17 protein-coding genes and 1 pseudogene are annotated in these 14,659 nt (G+C 70.0%); 9 read left to right on the top strand and 9 right to left on the bottom strand.

What is annotated here, in order from left to right:
* Positions 1-128: 128 nt before the first annotated feature.
* Both ACXIZN_RS12725 and ACXIZN_RS12720 read right to left on the bottom strand, forming a co-directional pair.
* The gene (locus tag ACXIZN_RS12725) at positions 129-557 is read right to left on the bottom strand and encodes a nucleoside deaminase (protein ID WP_126732953.1); all 429 of its coding nucleotides are present in this window, start codon (positions 555-557) and stop codon (positions 129-131) included.
* Positions 554-1,423 (bottom strand): LLM class flavin-dependent oxidoreductase, encoded by an 870-nt coding sequence (locus tag ACXIZN_RS12720; protein WP_457954540.1) that lies wholly within the window; start codon positions 1,421-1,423, stop codon positions 554-556. The genes ACXIZN_RS12725 and ACXIZN_RS12720 overlap by 4 nt, the downstream gene beginning before the upstream one ends.
* 93 nt (positions 1,424-1,516) lie before the next feature.
* On the opposite strand from ACXIZN_RS12720, the gene ACXIZN_RS12715 reads away from it, so the two are divergent.
* The gene (locus tag ACXIZN_RS12715; protein WP_457954539.1) at positions 1,517-1,963 is read left to right on the top strand and encodes an Lrp/AsnC family transcriptional regulator; all 447 of its coding nucleotides are present in this window, start codon (positions 1,517-1,519) and stop codon (positions 1,961-1,963) included.
* Positions 1,964-2,029: 66 nt separating this feature from the next.
* Here ACXIZN_RS12715 and rox read toward each other — a convergent pair whose 3' ends face one another.
* A complete protein-coding gene (gene rox, locus ACXIZN_RS12710) occupies positions 2,030-3,457 on the bottom strand; it encodes a rifampin monooxygenase (protein ID WP_457954538.1) in 1,428 nt (475 codons plus the stop codon).
* A 184-nt stretch (positions 3,458-3,641) separates the two neighbouring features.
* Here rox and ACXIZN_RS12705 point away from each other — a divergent pair, with 184 nt between their 5' ends.
* Complete coding sequence (locus ACXIZN_RS12705; RefSeq protein ID WP_457954536.1) at positions 3,642-4,316, top strand: TetR/AcrR family transcriptional regulator; 675 nt, start codon at positions 3,642-3,644, stop codon at positions 4,314-4,316.
* Positions 4,313-5,446: an FAD-dependent oxidoreductase gene (locus tag ACXIZN_RS12700; RefSeq protein WP_457954534.1), complete on the top strand. Its 1,134-nt coding sequence runs from the start codon at positions 4,313-4,315 to the stop codon at positions 5,444-5,446. Before ACXIZN_RS12705 ends, ACXIZN_RS12700 begins: the two co-directional genes overlap by 4 nt.
* On the opposite strand, the gene ACXIZN_RS12695 is transcribed toward ACXIZN_RS12700, so the two are convergent.
* Complete coding sequence (locus tag ACXIZN_RS12695; protein ID WP_457954533.1) at positions 5,437-6,027, bottom strand: CGNR zinc finger domain-containing protein; 591 nt, start codon at positions 6,025-6,027, stop codon at positions 5,437-5,439. The genes ACXIZN_RS12700 and ACXIZN_RS12695 overlap by 10 nt on opposite strands.
* A gap of 98 nt (positions 6,028-6,125) precedes the next feature.
* Between ACXIZN_RS12695 and ACXIZN_RS12690 the strand changes: the two genes are divergently transcribed.
* The 3 genes from ACXIZN_RS12690 to ACXIZN_RS12680 are packed head-to-tail and all read left to right on the top strand — an operon-like array spanning position 6,126 to position 7,968.
* The gene (locus ACXIZN_RS12690; protein WP_457960502.1) at positions 6,126-6,893 is read left to right on the top strand and encodes an MBL fold metallo-hydrolase; all 768 of its coding nucleotides are present in this window, start codon (positions 6,126-6,128) and stop codon (positions 6,891-6,893) included.
* Between the two features lie 2 nt (positions 6,894-6,895).
* Positions 6,896-7,687 carry a dienelactone hydrolase family protein gene (locus tag ACXIZN_RS12685; protein WP_457954531.1) on the top strand — a complete coding sequence of 264 codons (792 nt, stop codon included), beginning with the start codon at positions 6,896-6,898 and terminating at the stop codon, positions 7,685-7,687.
* Positions 7,684-7,968 (top strand): hypothetical protein, encoded by a 285-nt coding sequence (locus ACXIZN_RS12680; protein ID WP_457954530.1) that lies wholly within the window; start codon positions 7,684-7,686, stop codon positions 7,966-7,968. The genes ACXIZN_RS12685 and ACXIZN_RS12680 overlap by 4 nt, the downstream gene beginning before the upstream one ends.
* 3 nt (positions 7,969-7,971) lie before the next feature.
* On the opposite strand, the pseudogene ACXIZN_RS12675 reads toward ACXIZN_RS12680, so the two are convergent.
* A pseudogene (locus ACXIZN_RS12675) lies at positions 7,972-8,853 on the bottom strand (alpha/beta hydrolase); the annotation flags it as partial.
* The gene (locus ACXIZN_RS12670) at positions 8,826-9,257 is read right to left on the bottom strand and encodes an epoxide hydrolase N-terminal domain-containing protein (RefSeq protein WP_457954528.1); all 432 of its coding nucleotides are present in this window, start codon (positions 9,255-9,257) and stop codon (positions 8,826-8,828) included. The pseudogene ACXIZN_RS12675 and the gene ACXIZN_RS12670, both read right to left, overlap by 28 nt.
* A gap of 63 nt (positions 9,258-9,320) precedes the next feature.
* Here ACXIZN_RS12670 and ACXIZN_RS12665 point away from each other — a divergent pair, with 63 nt between their 5' ends.
* Both ACXIZN_RS12665 and ACXIZN_RS12660 read left to right on the top strand, forming a co-directional pair.
* Positions 9,321-9,887 (top strand): CGNR zinc finger domain-containing protein, encoded by a 567-nt coding sequence (locus ACXIZN_RS12665; RefSeq protein ID WP_457954526.1) that lies wholly within the window; start codon positions 9,321-9,323, stop codon positions 9,885-9,887.
* On the top strand, positions 9,887-10,579 hold the full coding sequence (locus ACXIZN_RS12660) for a class I SAM-dependent methyltransferase (protein ID WP_457960501.1): 693 nt from the start codon (positions 9,887-9,889) through the stop codon (positions 10,577-10,579). Before ACXIZN_RS12665 ends, ACXIZN_RS12660 begins: the two co-directional genes overlap by 1 nt.
* Here the strand turns inward: ACXIZN_RS12660 and ACXIZN_RS12655 are convergent.
* Entirely contained in the window at positions 10,576-11,514 is a 939-nt protein-coding gene (locus ACXIZN_RS12655; RefSeq protein ID WP_457954525.1) for an AraC family transcriptional regulator, read from the bottom strand. The genes ACXIZN_RS12660 and ACXIZN_RS12655 overlap by 4 nt on opposite strands.
* A gap of 93 nt (positions 11,515-11,607) precedes the next feature.
* On the opposite strand from ACXIZN_RS12655, the gene ACXIZN_RS12650 reads away from it, so the two are divergent.
* On the top strand, positions 11,608-12,501 hold the full coding sequence (locus ACXIZN_RS12650; protein WP_457954524.1) for an NADP-dependent oxidoreductase: 894 nt from the start codon (positions 11,608-11,610) through the stop codon (positions 12,499-12,501).
* Between the two features lie 198 nt (positions 12,502-12,699).
* Here ACXIZN_RS12650 and ACXIZN_RS12645 read toward each other — a convergent pair whose 3' ends face one another.
* On the bottom strand, positions 12,700-13,704 hold the full coding sequence (locus ACXIZN_RS12645) for a hypothetical protein (RefSeq protein ID WP_457954523.1): 1,005 nt from the start codon (positions 13,702-13,704) through the stop codon (positions 12,700-12,702).
* Positions 13,705-13,803: 99 nt separating this feature from the next.
* Positions 13,804-14,583: an SDR family NAD(P)-dependent oxidoreductase gene (locus tag ACXIZN_RS12640; protein ID WP_457954521.1), complete on the bottom strand. Its 780-nt coding sequence runs from the start codon at positions 14,581-14,583 to the stop codon at positions 13,804-13,806.
* Positions 14,584-14,659: the final 76 nt, after the last annotated feature.

Below are 14,659 nucleotides of genomic sequence, written 5' to 3'. Positions count from 1 at the left end.
CCCCCCCCCCCCCCCCCCCCCCACACCGGCTCCAGCCCCCAGGCCCCGACAGACCGGGCCAGGAAGTCAACGACGGCCGGAAGCCAGTTGGTACCTAGGACACCCTCGGCTAGAACCCGAACCGCCACTCACGAGGTGTAGTAGCCCTCCACCGGGACCCGGGCCTCGTCGTACAGCGCCGGTCCCTCCAGCCGGACGGGCGGTGCGGCGGCGGGCGGCTTCAGGGCGGTGACCTGTTCGCCGGAGAGGGCGAACACGACGCGGCCGAGGCCGGAGCGTTCGATGGCGCCCTGGCACATTCCGCACGGCTGGCAGCTGGTGTACATGGTGGTCGCCGCGGCGACGGCGGGTTCGAGTTCGCGGGCGGCCCATACGGCGAGCTTCAGCTCCGGATGCAGGCTGATGTCCGATTGCGACACCGTGGTGTTGTGGTCTTCGGCCAGCACCGTGCCGTCGGAGCCGACGAGCAGCGAACCGAAGGGCGGGTCACCGTCCTTACGGGACTTCGCGGCCAGTTCGATGGCGCGGCGGAGGAACTTCTCGTCTTCTTCGGTCATCGTCGGTCCTGTTCGGTTCGGTAGTGGCCAAGTTCCCAGTGTGCGGCCACGGTCGCCAATGCCTGCCAGGCGGCTTCCGGGCGGAGGGTCTCGTCGGGATCGCCGGAGAACGGGTCGAGCACGACCGTCTCGGCGCCGAGGTGCCGAAGGCGCTCGAGGTCCTCGACGATCTGCTCGATCGTGCCTTCCCCAGCCGCACGATCGGGCCCGGTGACCGGGCGTTCGGTGAGGTTGAGCAGGATCCGCGGCGCGAACGCGGGGACCGGCCGGTCCTGGGCGTCGGCGATGGTCTTGACCCTGGTGAGCGCTTCGGTGAGCCAGGGGAGGGTGGCCCGCAGCGGATGCCAGGCGTCCCCGACCCGGACGGCGCGGCGGATCCCGGCGTCACTGTTGCCGCCGACCCAGATCGGGATGTCGCCGGCGCGGTAGTCGGCGTCGTCGGCCCACGCCTTCCGGACGGCGTCGAGGTGGCCGTCGGTCAGCCGTCCCCGTTGCTCGAACGGGACGTCGAGTGCTTCGAACTCCTGCCGGGCCCAGCCGGAGGCGACGCCGAGCACGAGCCGCCCACCGCTGAGCTGGTTCAGGTTCGCCGCCATGCGGGCGATGAGCAGCGGATGCCGGTACGGGACGATGAGCACGGTGGTGCCCAGCCGGATCCGGTTCGTCACGCCGGCGAGCCACGACAGCGTCGTGAACGGTTCGTAGAACGGGGCCGGGTACTGCTCGGCGACATCGGGGGTGACGACGACGTGGTCGGACACCATGAGCAGGTCGTAGCCGAGGCCTTCGACCGTCGTGGCCCAGCCGCGGAGGATCCCGGGGTCGGTCCCCGGTCCGAAATTCGGGACATTGACACCTATTCGCACAGGTCAAGGCTATCGGCGGGGGCCGAATACCGGGAAGGGATCATTCCCGGCATATGCCCGGTTCCGCCGTGGATCTGCCGGTATTCTCGCCGGATGGCCGAGACTCTCGACGCGACGGACTGGGCGATCCTGGTCGAGCTCCAGAAGGACGGGCGCCTGCCCCTCACCGAGCTGGGGAAGCGGGTCAGCTTGAGCGCGTCGGCGACCACGGAACGGGTCAAGCGGCTGGAGTCGGCCGGGGTGATCACCGGTTATCGCGCCCAGGTCGATCTGGAGAAGGCCGGGTACGTGGTGCTCGCGGTGGTGCGGCTGAAGTACCCGGGCAGCAAACACGCGCCGTTGCACAAGCTCCTGGCCGAGCGGACCGAGATCCTCGAATGTCTCCGAACGACCGGTGACGACTGCTATTCGCTGAAGATCGCGGCCCCGTCGACGGGACGGCTGGAGGAGATCGTCAACGAGCTCGCGCTCTTCGGGAGCACGAACACCAACATCGTTTACAACCAGACGCTGCCGTACCGGGGTCCGCAGGGCCCGTGACCACACCGGTCACGGGCCCTGCGGGCTCACGCGGTCCGGCCGGCAATGACCGCCGTTCCCGGCCCGTTAGAGGACTTCGCCCTCTCCGAACCACCGGCGCACGGCACCGACGAGCTCTTGCTGGTCTTCGCCCACCCACGCGACGTGACCGTCCGGCCGCAGCAGCACGGCCGGCACGTCCAGTTCCTTGCTGTCGTCGACGACATGGTCGACCCGACCCGGCCAGCCCCGCACCGACAGCGCGCCGGTTCGGTCGAGCAGAAGACCGCGGCCGCCGCGGGTCAGCCCGTAGAGATGTCCCTGCCCGAGTTCCAGGTCCGGCATCCGGCGGCCGAGGAGCTCGTGTCCTTCGCCGAAGTCGTAGCGGATCGCGGTCGCGGTGATCTTTTCGGTCAGGAACCGGCTCACGTTCTCGAACTCCATCAGTTCCGCCAGCAGCCGACGGACCGCCTGTGAGCCCGGATCGAGCGACATGAGCTGCATCTGCGCGCGGGTGTTGTCCAGCACCGCGGCGGCCACCGGATGCCGTTCGGTGTGGTAGGTGTCCAGCAGGTCCTCCGGTGCCCAGCCGTTGACCGCGGCCGCCAGTTTCCAGCCGAGGTTGAAGGCGTCCTGGACGCCGAGGTTGAGCCCCTGCCCGCCGACCGGCGGATGGATGTGCGCCGCGTCGCCCGCCAGGAAGGCGCGTCCGACCCGGTAGTGCTCGGCCAGGCGGGTGGCGTCGCCGAAGCGGGAAAGCCAGCGTGGTGAGTGCACACCGAAATCGCTGCCCGCGACGGCCTTGAGCTGTCGTTTGATCTCGTCGAAGGTCGGCGGGACCCGCGGGTCCTCGGCCAGGCCCTCGGCGGGCACGCCGACCCGGTACACCCCGTCGCCGATGGGGGAGAGACCGAACCGCAGCTGGGTCTTGCGGACCTCGGTCATCACCGCGAGCACCGTTTCCCAGTCCTCGGTCACTTCCATTTCGCCCAGCAGGGTCTCGGCGGTGGCGGGCTCCCCGGGAAAGCCGATCCCGAGGAGCTTGCGCACCGTGCTGCGGCCGCCGTCGCAGCCGACGAGATACCGCGAGCGCAACCTCGTGCCGTCGGCCAGTTCGACGTCCACGCCGTCGTCGTCCTGGCTCAGGCCGGCCAGTTCGTGGCCACGCCGGATCTCGACGCCCACCTCGGCGGCGTGCTCGGCCAGCAGCCGGTCGGTGACGGTCTGCGGGATGCCGAGGATGTAGGCGTGCGCGCCGTCCAGCGACGGCGGTGGTTTGACGATGCCCGCGAACGAGCCGCCGAGCGGGTACTTCGTCCCGTTCTCGAGGAAGCGCTCCAACAGGCCACGCTGGTCCATCACCTCGATACTGCGCGCGTGCAAGCCCATGGAGCGGACGACCTTGGTCGGCTCCCGATCCTTCTCCAAGACGACCACACGGACCCCGTGCAGCCGCAGTTCGGCGCCGAGCATCATGCCGGTCGGTCCGCCGCCGGCGATGATCACGTCGATCAAGAGTTCCCCCGTTTGTCGAGCTGGAGCCGGTACGGCGGAGGATTCTGCGGCATCACCGGGGTCTTGCCGCAAGCCCCCGGGTGCGCTATACGTTGGAAGTGGCAGGGAGAGTCGATCTCCCTGCCACTGTCGTTTCCGGCATCACGAACATGTTCGTAACGAACATGTTCGGTACGATGGTCGTATGGCACCCGAGAAGAGCCGCCGGGAACGGCCGGCCAAACCCGCGTTGACCCGCGACGGAATCGTCGCCGCCGCGGTCGCGATCCTGCGCGAGGAAGGCCTCCGGAAGGTCACCATGCGCCGTCTGGCGCAGGAACTCGACACCGGCGCGGCCTCGCTCTACGTCTACGTCCGCAACACCGCCGAGCTGCACGCGGCGATTCTGGACGAACTCCTCGGCACGATCAGCCCTCCGCCGTCCGACGGCGACTGGCGTGACCGGCTCGAACGGCTGCTCACGGCCTACACCGCGACGCTGCTCGAATACCCCGGCCTGGCCCTGTCCGCGCTGGTGGCCCGCCCGAGCGGCGAGAACTACCTCGCGCTGTGCGAAAACCTGCTCGCCCTCCTCGCCGAGGGTGACGTGGCGCCCGAACGGCGCGCCTGGGGGATCGACATCCTCCTGCAGCACGCGACGGCGACCGCGGCCGAGCATGCCGACGAGAAGTCACCGGAGGAATGGGACGCGCTGGCCCGCGCCGTGCGGGACGCGGACGAGACGACCCACCCCCAGATCGCCGCCCACGCGGCCGACCTGCTCACCGGAGCTCCCGCGCAGCGGATGTCCTGGGGACTGCAGGTGCTGATCACCGGAATCACCCACACCGGCCTCCCCGCCGAAAGGAACCCCGCATGACCACACATCACCCCATCGCGATCATCGGCGCCGGACTCGGCGGACTCACCCTGGCCCGGGTCCTGCACGTGAACGGCGTCGAGGCGGCGGTATTCGATCTGGACGCCTCGCCGTCCGCGCGTACGCAGGGCGGAATGCTCGACATCCACGTGGAATCCGGGCAGGCGGCGCTGCGGGCCGCCGGACTCCACGACGAATTCCGGGCGATCGTGCATCCCGGCGGCGAGGCCCTGCGCATCCTCGACCGGCACGCGGTGGTGCACCACGAGGAGTCCGACGAAGGCGACGGCGGACGGCCGGAAGTGGCCCGAGGCGATCTGCGTGACCTGCTGCTCGGATCCCTGCCCGAAGACACCGTGCGCTGGGGCGCCAAGGTCACCGGCGCACGCGCGCTCGGCGGCGGCAGGCACGAAGTCGTCCTGGCCGACGGGACGGCGTTCACCACGGACCTGCTGATCGGTGCCGACGGCGCGTGGTCCAAGGTCCGGCCACTGGTGTCCGCCGCTGAACCGGCCTACGAGGGCGTCTCCTTCGTCGAAGTGCATCTGAACGACGCCGAGCACCGCCATCCGGCGAGCGCGGCACTCGTCGGCGGCGGCATGTTCTTCGCACTCGGTGCGGGCAAAGGGTTCCTGGCGCATCACGACACGACCGGCAGCCTCCACGTCTACGTCGCGCTGAAGACCGCCGAAAACTGGATCTCCACCCTCGACTTCACCGACACCGCCGCCGCCAAAACGGCCGTCCTGGACCACTTCGACGGGTGGGACGCGGGACTGCGGAAGCTGATCACCGACGCCGACGGCGAGCTGACCCCGCGGCCGATCCACGCGCTGCCGATCGGTCACCGCTGGGACCGGGTCCCCGGCGTCGCCCTGCTCGGGGACGCCGCCCACCTGATGTCACCGTTCGCCGGAGAGGGCGCCAACCTCGCGATGCTCGACGGCGCCGAACTCGGCCTCGCGCTCGCCGCGAACCCCGGCGACGTCGAAGCCGCCCTCAGCACGTACGAGGCGGCGCTGTTCCCACGCAGCGAGGCATCGGCGGCCGAATCCGCCGAAAGTCTCGCCGTCTGCTTCGCCGAAGACTCCCCGAAGCCCTTGCTGGACCAGTTCGCGTCCTACCGCTGACCCGCCGGCTGCGCGCGCCTGGCATAGGCGCGGGCGGCACGAGCCCGGTCGCCGCAACGCACCGAACACCACTGGCGCCGCCCATTGCGCAGGAAGAACCGCGTGCACGGCGGCGAACCGCAGGCGGCGATCCGCTCCGCGTCCGGCCCGGTCAGCAGATCCGCGGCGTTGGCGGCGAGCGTCGCCAACGCGTGCTCGACGATCTGAGTGATCGGATGCGACGCGGTGCGGTACAGCCCGCGCGCCGGATCCCAGCGCAGAAGCTCCGCGGTGGGCGCCTTGCTCAGCGCTTCGTTGACGGCGTTGAGAGCGCTTTGCGGAGCCGGATCCGAGCACGACCTCGACGCGAGCAGCACCCGCACCTGCTCACGCAACGACCGGACCAAGCCTGCGCACATCTCCTGCAGACCGGCGTCGACCGGAGCGAGCCCCTGGTCGGCGAGCCACTTCGTCGCGGCAGCCGGAGTGCCGAGCAAATCGGTGAACTGGCCGCCGGGCAGCGCGATCGTGGTGTTCGCGAGCGCCAGCGCGACGTACTGCTCGGCACCCGGAGCAGGGGGAAGGGCAGCGGTGTCGTCCACGTGCCCATGGTAAGTCCTCACGGAAGTAGTTGCACTCTTCCGTGAGAACTGGCTAGTGTTCTCACGGAAGATGAAAACATCATCCGTGAGGAGAAATGATGCATCAGCTCGGCGACCAGCTCTCGGTCCAGGTCTCCGGCGGGCCCACCGCGGTGATCGACTACGGCGGCCTGCGATTCCTGACCGACCCGACCTTCGACGAACCCGGCCACTACGGGCGGCCCGACGGGAGACCCGGCCTCACCAAGACCGCGCCCGCCTCGATCAGCCCCGCGGACCTCGGGCGCATCGACGCCGTCCTGCTCTCCCACGACGAGCATCCCGACAACCTCGACCACTCCGGCCGGAAGCTGCTGGCGGACGTGCCCCTGACGCTCACCACGCCCAGCGGAGCGGGCAGGCTCGGCGGCACCGCGAAAGGACTGGCGACCTGGGAAACGATCGAGCTCGACCGGCCCGGCGGGGGAACCGTGACCGTGACCGGCGCGCCCGCGCTCCACGGTCCGGAAGGCTCGGAGAAGATCACCGGCGACGTCGTCGGCTTCGTACTCACCGGCCAGGGCCTGCCGACGGTCTACGTCAGCGGCGACAACGCGTCGCTCGACGCCGTCCGGCAGGTCGCCGACCGGTTCGGCCCGGTCGACACCGCCGTGCTCTTCGCCGGGGCTCCGCGGCTTAAGCCGGTCTTCGACGGTGCCCTGCTCGTCCTCGACAGCGCGCTGGCCGCGGAGGCGACGCGGATCCTCGGCGCCCGCACGGTCGTCCCCGTGCACATCGACAGCTGGGACCACTTCACCGAAGGCCGCGACGACCTGGTCGCCGCGTTCACCGCGGCCGGACTGGCCGATCGGCTGCGGCTGAGCTGAGCTTGATCGTCTACGTTCGGGAGCACACCGACGAGACGAGGAGCACCGCCATTCCCGCCACCACGCTGAGCATCCCCACCCCGGACGGCGCGTCCGACGCCTTCGCCGCCTTCCCCGACGGCGGCGGAACGCGTCCGGGTGTCCTCATGTACCCGGACGCGTTCGGGCCACGCCCCGCCCTGTGGGACATGGCCCGAGAACTGGCCGGACACGGCTACTACGTGCTCGTCCCGAACGTCTTCCACCGGCACCGCCCGGCACCCGTGTTCGATCTGCCCGAGCACATCACCACCGAGAACCGTCCAGCGCTCTTCGAGCAGATCATGCCGCTCATCGAAGCGCACACCACCGAACGCGCCCTGAGCGACGCCGCCGCGTACCTCGACTTCCTCACCTCCCAGCGCGAGGTCAGCGGCGGGCCGGTCGCCACGATCGGCTACTGCCTGGGCGCCGTCCTCGCGATGCGCACCGCGACCGCCCACCCTGATCGCGTCGCCGCCGTCGCCGGTTTCCACCCCGGCGCCCTGGTCACCGGCGAACCCGACAGCCCGCACCGGCAGATCCCCGGCCTCACCGCGAAAGTCCACCTCGGGCTCGCCGAGAACGACATGACACCCGAAGCGATCACCGAGATCAGCCAGGCGTTCGACGCGGCCGGCGTCGGCTACAGCTGCGAGATCTACGCCGGCACCGTCCACGGCTTCACCATGTCCGACACCGAGGCCTTCGATGAAGCCGGATCTCGGCGCCACTGGGAACGACTGCTCGCCCTCCTCGGCAGCACGCTGGGATGACCTGGCCTGAGAAGGACACCCGTCGAGTCTCGCTGCGGAACGGCCAGTCGTTCCTCTGGCACCTCGATGCCGACTGGGAAACGACGACGCGCGCGATCCGCGTCAAGGAAGACGGCGCCGAGGGGCAGATACTCGTTCTCGACCCCTATCACCACGCGTTCCTGCCCACGCGGACGCAGGTCCGTCGCGCCATTCACGACGCCTTTCGCGCCGGCTGGCAGCCCGCCACGAGACGGCCACCGCTCGAGATGAGCTTCGACGGCGAACGCTTCGTTCCCTGAACTTCATCGGTCCCCTGCGGCCAGTACCGCCGCGAGGCCTTCCCGCAGGTCGTCGACGAAATATCCGGGAACCTCCAGCGACGGGAAATGGCCGCCGGATCCGGGAGAGTTCCACCGGACGATCCGCCGGTACCGCTCCTGCGCCCAAGGGCGCGGGCATTTCTCGATGTCGCGGGGATACATGGTGATCGCCGACGGGACGTCGACCCGGAGTCCGGGGTCCAGCGAGTCGTGGCTTTCGTAGTAGATGCGGGCCGCCGACGCGCCGGTCCGGGTCAGCCAATAGAGGGTCACGTCGTCGAGGACGCGGTCCCGGGAGATCGTCTCGAAAGGACTGTCCTCGGTGTCCGACCACTCGGCGAACTTGTCGAGGATCCAGGCGAGCAGCCCGACCGGTGAATCGACGAGTGAGTAGCCGATGGTCTGGGGCCGCGTCGCCTGCTGTTTCGCGTATGCCGCGCGACGGCCCCAGAAATCGCGGGTCTGCTCGGCCCACTCGCGCTCGACCGCGGTCAGCCCGTCCAGGGACGACCCCGGCGGGCCCTGCGCGAACGTCGTGTGGATGCCGAGTACGTGCGCCGGGAACCTGCCGCCGAGAACCGTGGTGATATTGCCTCCCCAGTCGCCGCCGTGGGCCAGGAACCTTTCGTAGCCGAGCCTTCCCATCAGCTCCACCCACGCGGCCGCGATCTTTTCGGTGCCCCACCCCGTGGTGGCCGGCCTGTCGCTGTACCCGAATCCCGGCAACGACGGCGCCACGACGTGGAACGCCGGCGCGTGCGCGTCCTTCGGATCCGCGAGCTCTTCGATCATGTCGACGAACTCGGCGACACTGCCCGGCCAACCGTGCGTCACGATCAGGGGAGTGGCGTGCGCGCGCGCGGCCCCGCGGGGGNCACGACGTGGAACGCCGGCGCGTGCGCGTCCTTCGGATCCGCGAGCTCTTCGATCATGTCGACGAACTCGGCGACACTGCCCGGCCAACCGTGCGTCACGATCAGGGGTGGGGCGGCCGCGCGCGCGGACCGGCGGTGCAGGAAGTGGATCCCCAGACCGTCGACGACCGTGCGGAACTGGCCGATCCGGTCGAGGCGCTCTTCGAACGACCGCCAGTCGTACCCCGTGCGCCAGTGGTCCACGACCTCGACGAGGTCGGCGAGCGGGACGCCCTGTCCCCAGCGGGGCACCGTCTCGGCTTCCGGTAGCCGCGCCGCGGCCAATCGCGCACGCAACTCCTCGAGTTCGGCCTCCGTCGCGCGGGTTTCGAATGCTCGCACCTCGTTGGTCATGAGACCTCCTGCCATCGCGGAACCGGCTAAGACGGTTCTAACCGTACCGGCTAAGGTGGTTCCATGCCCCCTGGGTTTCCCGACTTCCGCCTCGGTAGCGTGCTGGCGACCAGCTTCACGGCCACGCTGACGGAGCGTCATGGCGACGCCGTGGAGCGCATACCCACGCCGCAACGGCTCGTCGACTGGCTGGCCGTGAGCGGCCTCGACGTGGAGACCTGCACCACCGCCGAGCTGGACCTCGCCAGGGAACTGAGGGAAGCGATCCACGCCGCCGCGACAGCGACCGCGCTCCAGGAAGCCCTCCCGGCGCCTGCCGTCCGGGTCATCAACGAGCACAGCGCCCGGGGACGGCCGGTGGCCGTCCTGACGCCCACGGGGGAGCGGCGATGGCGGGTTTCCCGCGTGGAAGACGCCCTCAGCGTGATCGCCGCCGACGCGATCAGCCTCATCGCGGGTGAACGTGACGGACGATTCGCCTTGTGCGCGTCGCCGACCTGCCGGGCAGCCTTCTTCGACGCCAGCCAAAGCCGCACCCGCCGATGGTGTGACATGAACACATGCGGAAACCGCCAGAAGAAGGCTCGATTCAACGCCAGTCACCGCAAGAGTTCCGGATCGGCCCCGTGATGGAGAACGATTACGACGCCTTCGCCGAGGCATACGCGGCCGAGACCGAGAACAGCCTGCTCAACGCCTACTACACGCGACCCGCGATCCTGGACCTCGCGGGAGACGTGACCGGCAGGCGGATCCTCGACGCCGGCTGCGGCGCCGGCCCGCTGTTCGAGGCACTGCGCGAGCGGGGCGCGATCATGACCGGCTTCGACTCCAGCGCCAAGATGCTGGAGCTGGCCCGTCGGCGGCTCGGGGACGACGCGGCCCTTCAGGTCGCCGACATCGGCGCCCCGCTGCCCTTTCCCGACGGCGCGTTCGATGACGTCATCGCGTGCCTCGTCCTGCACTACCTCGAAGACTGGACCGCGCCGCTGGCCGAGATCCGGCGCGTCCTGAAACCCGGCGGCAGGCTGATCATGGCCGTCAACCACCCGCTCATCTTCAAACTGGTCCATCCCGGCGCCGACTACTTCCAGACCGCCAAGTGGTCCGACGAGTACACCTTCGACGGCCGGAAAGCCGTGCTGACCTACTGGCACCGGCCGCTGCACGCGATGACCGACGCGTTCACCGCGGCGGGCTTCCGGACCGCGGTCGTCAGCGAGCCCCCGCCGGCGCCGGGCGCGCATGAGCGCTTCCCCGACGAACTCGCGGGCAAGACCGCCTTCTTGAGCTTCCTGTTCTTCGTCCTCGAAGCCGTTTAAGCCAGTCCAGCCCTAGAGGAAACGGCCGCCGACCGCCGGTACCTGCCGGGCGGGGCCTCGTACTGGCGCTTGAACGCCACGGCGAGCGCGAACTCCGACTGATAGCCGACGGCATCGGCGATGGAGCTGAGCGGCGCGTCGGACTCGCGCAGCAGCCGGGCCGCCGTGGTCATCCGCCACCAGGTCAGGTAGCGCATCGGTGGCAGGCCGACCAGTCCGGTGAACCTTCTGGCGAACGGGGCCCGGGACAGCCCCGCGAGCGCGGCGAGCGACGCGACCGTCCAGGGATGCGCCGGTTTCCGGTGGATGGCGTGCAGCGCGGCCGCGACGGCCGGATCCCGCAACGCCCTCGCCCAACCGGTGCCGGAGCCGGTCCGGCCGTCGTCGAACCAGGCGCGCAGGGCGTAGAGCAGCAGCATGTCCAGAAGTGCGGGAATGGCGGCGTCCGTGCCGAGCCGCGGCCGCGCCGCTTCGGCGCCGAGCAGATCCACGATGGTCCTGAGCCCGGAGAGGCCGTCGGCGCGGGTGTCGAGGTGGATCACCTCGGGCAGGTCCCGCAGCAGCGGGTGCCGACCCTCGGGGGCGAGTTCGTACGCGCCGCACAGGGTGACAGTCGCGGATTCCGGCGGGTCAGCGAGCGCGAGCGGGCGGTCCTCGGCGGGCGGATCGCAGGCCCGCCCGGTCGGCGGCGTGGCCGGGCTGTCGGCCAGCACGTGCCCTCGTCCGTGCGGCAGGAGCACGACGTCACCCGCGACGAGCCGCACCGGCTCGGCACCGGCCGGGACGAGAACGCAACCGCCCCGCACCACCACACGAAAGCCGACGGCGCCGGGCACCGGTGAGAACTCCTGCGCCCAGGAACCTTGCCACGACACGAGAGCCGACCTCGGACGGCCGGCGCGCACCACCGACAGCACGTCGCTCAGCACGTCCACGGAGGCGACCCTACGCGGCCGAAGACGATCGCGAAGGAAATAGGCGGGTTTGGCACATGGTTCGTCTCGCCCGGCGTCCCTACGGTCGAGAACATGAAAGCCGCACGGATTCATCAGCACGGAGACGCGACCGTCATCCGCATCCAGGAGATCGCACGGCCCGTCCCCGCGGCGGGCGAGGTACTGATCCAGGTCGCCGCCACCTCCTTCAACCCCACCGAGGTGGCCCTGCGCTCCGGCGCACTCCGCGACCTGGTGCCCGTGACCCTGCCGCTCACCCTGGGCTGGGATGTCGCCGGCACGATCGTCGAACTCGGTGAAGGTGTGCGCACGCACGTGGTCGGGGACCAGGTCACCGGCTGGATCGACGGCGCAGCCGCGGAGTTCGCGGTGGCCGACGCCGCGACACTGGTCACCGCGCCCACCACCATTCCTCTCGCCGACGCGGCCGCCCTGCCGCTCGCCGGGTTGACAGCGTGGCAGGCGGTCGAGCGCGCACGCCTCGTCCCGGGCGAACGGCTTCTGGTCAACGGCGCGGGTGGCGGCATCGGCGGCTTCGTCGTCCAACTCGCGAAACGCGCCGGCGCACACGTGGTCGCCACCGCCAGTCCGCGCAGCAGGCAAGCGGTCCTGCGGTACGGCGCGGACCTGATCGTCGACTACACCACCACCTCGCTCGAGGGTCAGGTCGATGTCGTCCTGAACCTTGTCGGTCTCGACGAGCCGCGGAGCGCGGCGTTGGCCGCGCTCGTCCGGCCCGGTGGCCGCATCGTCTCGGTCACCAACGAGTTCGAGACGCCGATCGCCGAGCGTGTCGTCGCCCGTAACGACTCCGCCCAGCTCGCCGAACTGGTGGCCTTGGTCGACAGCGGCGCGATCACCGTCGAGGTCGCCGAACGGCACCGGCTCACCGAGCTCGCCTCCCTGCACCGCAGAAGCGAAGCGGGTGACATTCGGGGCAAGGTCGTCGTTCTACCAAGGTCCTGACCAGGCAAAACGCTCTCAGATCGCCGCTGGGCGCCTAATCCGGGCCGTCTGGTGTCTTCGCCCCGGCCTTCTGCGGTCTCCGGACGGCGTATTTCGCGCTCTCTTCCGGGCACTCAGTCATAAGGGGCATTATCACGGGGTATCATTCTTAATTTGATTTCGCGCGTTAGTGGCGCGAAACCGGTTACGCGTATCGCGCTAACGGGCGAAACGGACAGATTCTCGGCGCTCGTGCGACCGGTCAAATGCGTTGTCCGGGCCGAGCGGGACTTCGTAGAGGCGGTTGTTCCCGTAGTCGCCTACGAAGAGCTTGCCCTGGGCGTAGGTGACGTAGCTGTGGGCGGGCGTCGGGACCACGTCGACGGCGTCGACCGGTTTGCCGCTGTCCTGAGCGGCGTCGAGTTCAGCCTTGTCGTAGACGTACACGTATCCGTTGGACGACACCCACACGTGCTCGCCGTCCGTCGCGACACCACCGGTGTGGGTGGGCGCGCCGACGTCACCGTTGCCGTTCAGGTAGACGTTCCCCGTCTCCACTCCGGTCTCGTAGTCGACGTAGGTGAGCCTGCTCGGAGTCAGCCCTGGTCCGATCGGGCTGTCGCCGGAGCCGTCCCCGTCGCCGTCGTGGTACGAGCCCACGAGCAGGTTCTCGCCGTCGTAGGCCAAGCCCTGGGAGGTCCACGGCTCCCCGGGATCGACGCCGCTGATGTCGGCGTTGCCCTCGCCGTCCCAGCCCTCGCCGTCCCAGCCCTCGCCGCTCTCGGTCGTGGCCGCCAGCGCGGTGAGCCTGCTTTCGTAGGTCTGCTGGGCCACGGTCAGCGCCCGGATGGTCTTCATCGCGATTTCCGGCGCTTCGAGGAGGTCGCTCAGGCCGAGCTTCCGCCACGGCCCGATGGCGGCGTCGGCCGACTCCCGTAGCGCGGAGTACGCCTTGGCGGCACCCTTGACGGCCGCCTCAGCGGTCTGGAGTTCGCCGTACACCTCGGCGACGGCCCGCGAGGACGCTTTCGCCTTGCCGACGAACTCGGCGGCCGCCGTGCCACGCCAGGACCGTGCCGCCCGCAGCGCGCCGTCGGAGATCCCGTCCGCGACGGTCTGCAACGACGCCTTGGTGTCGGCGATGGTGGCGCCGACCTCGGCGATACCTGCCGCGTCGCCCGAGGTCAGCTTGGCGTAGAGCGGTTCGGGATCCAGGAACGGCATCGGCTTCTCCTCGGGCAACCCCTGGTCAGGGTGGGTCGTGCGCGTTCAGACGCCGCCAGGTGGACGCCGGTTCCCGCGCATCACCCACCCCGCCACCGGTCAGGCCAGCATGCCGCCGTCCACCCGCAGGACCGTGCCGGTCACGTAGGAGGCGCGGTCACTCAGCAGCCATGCGGCCGCCTCCGCGACTTCCCGGGGTTCGGCCACCCGGCCCAGCGGGGTACGCGCGTTGAGCTGCTCGAGGATGCCCGGCGAGCTCTCGACCCACTCGTTGAACATCTCGGTCAGCGTCGTGCCGGGCGCGACGGCGTTGATGCGGATGCCTTCCGGGCCGTAGGTGGTGGCCGCCGAGGCGGTGAGGCTGTTGACGCCCCGTTTCATCGCCCCGTACGCGGGAAGTTCCGGGTTGGACATCAGGCTGCCCACGCTGGTGTTGTTGACGATGGCCCCGGTCTTCGCCGTGGCCCGGATCGCCTCGATCTCGGCGACCATCGCCAGCCACGGGCCCTTGAGGTTCACCGCGTAGATGTGGTCGAAGTCGGCCTCGGTCACCTGGTCCATCGGGCCGGGCGGCACGTTCGTCGCGCCGTTGTTGAACGCGACGTCGAGCCTGCCGTGCAGGTCCACGGCACGGGAGACGGCCGCGCGGACGCTCGACGCGTCGCCGAGGTCGCACACCACGTGGTCCGCGACGCCGCCGTCCTCGCGGATCTCTTCGGCCACGGTCTTCAGCTGGGACTCGGTGCGGGCGGCGAGGACGACGCGGGCGCCTTCCCTGGCGAACAGCCGTGCGGCGGCGGCGCCGATACCGCGGCCGGCACCGGTGATGAAGGCGACCTTGCCGTCGAGCAGGCCCGGAACAGTCGTTGTAGTGGTCATGGCATCGAGAGTTCCTTCGCCGCAGGCGCGTATCCAGGCACCGGCGGTACCTGGCTGACGTCCCGGCATCGTCCAC

This window comes from Amycolatopsis sp. TRM77291 (assembly GCF_054166285.1).
The sequence above is the reverse complement of the archived record's forward strand: the minus strand, read 5'-3'. Positions and strand labels throughout refer to the sequence as shown.

Excerpts from the sequence above, each read along its gene's own strand:
- ACXIZN_RS12725 (WP_126732953.1), bottom strand. The coding sequence starts at position 557 with ATGACCGAAGAAGACGAGAAGTTCCTCCGCCGCGCCATCGAACTGGCC.
- ACXIZN_RS12715 (WP_457954539.1), top strand. The coding sequence starts at position 1,517 with ATGGCCGAGACTCTCGACGCGACGGACTGGGCGATCCTGGTCGAGCTC.
- ACXIZN_RS12705 (WP_457954536.1), top strand. The coding sequence starts at position 3,642 with ATGGCACCCGAGAAGAGCCGCCGGGAACGGCCGGCCAAACCCGCGTTG.
- ACXIZN_RS12700 (WP_457954534.1), top strand. The coding sequence starts at position 4,313 with ATGACCACACATCACCCCATCGCGATCATCGGCGCCGGACTCGGCGGA.
- ACXIZN_RS12690 (WP_457960502.1), top strand. The coding sequence starts at position 6,126 with ATGCATCAGCTCGGCGACCAGCTCTCGGTCCAGGTCTCCGGCGGGCCC.
- ACXIZN_RS12680 (WP_457954530.1), top strand. The coding sequence starts at position 7,684 with ATGACCTGGCCTGAGAAGGACACCCGTCGAGTCTCGCTGCGGAACGGC.
- ACXIZN_RS12665 (WP_457954526.1), top strand. The coding sequence starts at position 9,321 with ATGCCCCCTGGGTTTCCCGACTTCCGCCTCGGTAGCGTGCTGGCGACC.
- ACXIZN_RS12660 (WP_457960501.1), top strand. The coding sequence starts at position 9,887 with ATGGAGAACGATTACGACGCCTTCGCCGAGGCATACGCGGCCGAGACC.
- ACXIZN_RS12650 (WP_457954524.1), top strand. The coding sequence starts at position 11,608 with ATGAAAGCCGCACGGATTCATCAGCACGGAGACGCGACCGTCATCCGC.
- ACXIZN_RS12645 (WP_457954523.1), bottom strand. The coding sequence starts at position 13,704 with ATGCCGTTCCTGGATCCCGAACCGCTCTACGCCAAGCTGACCTCGGGC.
- ACXIZN_RS12640 (WP_457954521.1), bottom strand. The coding sequence starts at position 14,583 with ATGACCACTACAACGACTGTTCCGGGCCTGCTCGACGGCAAGGTCGCC.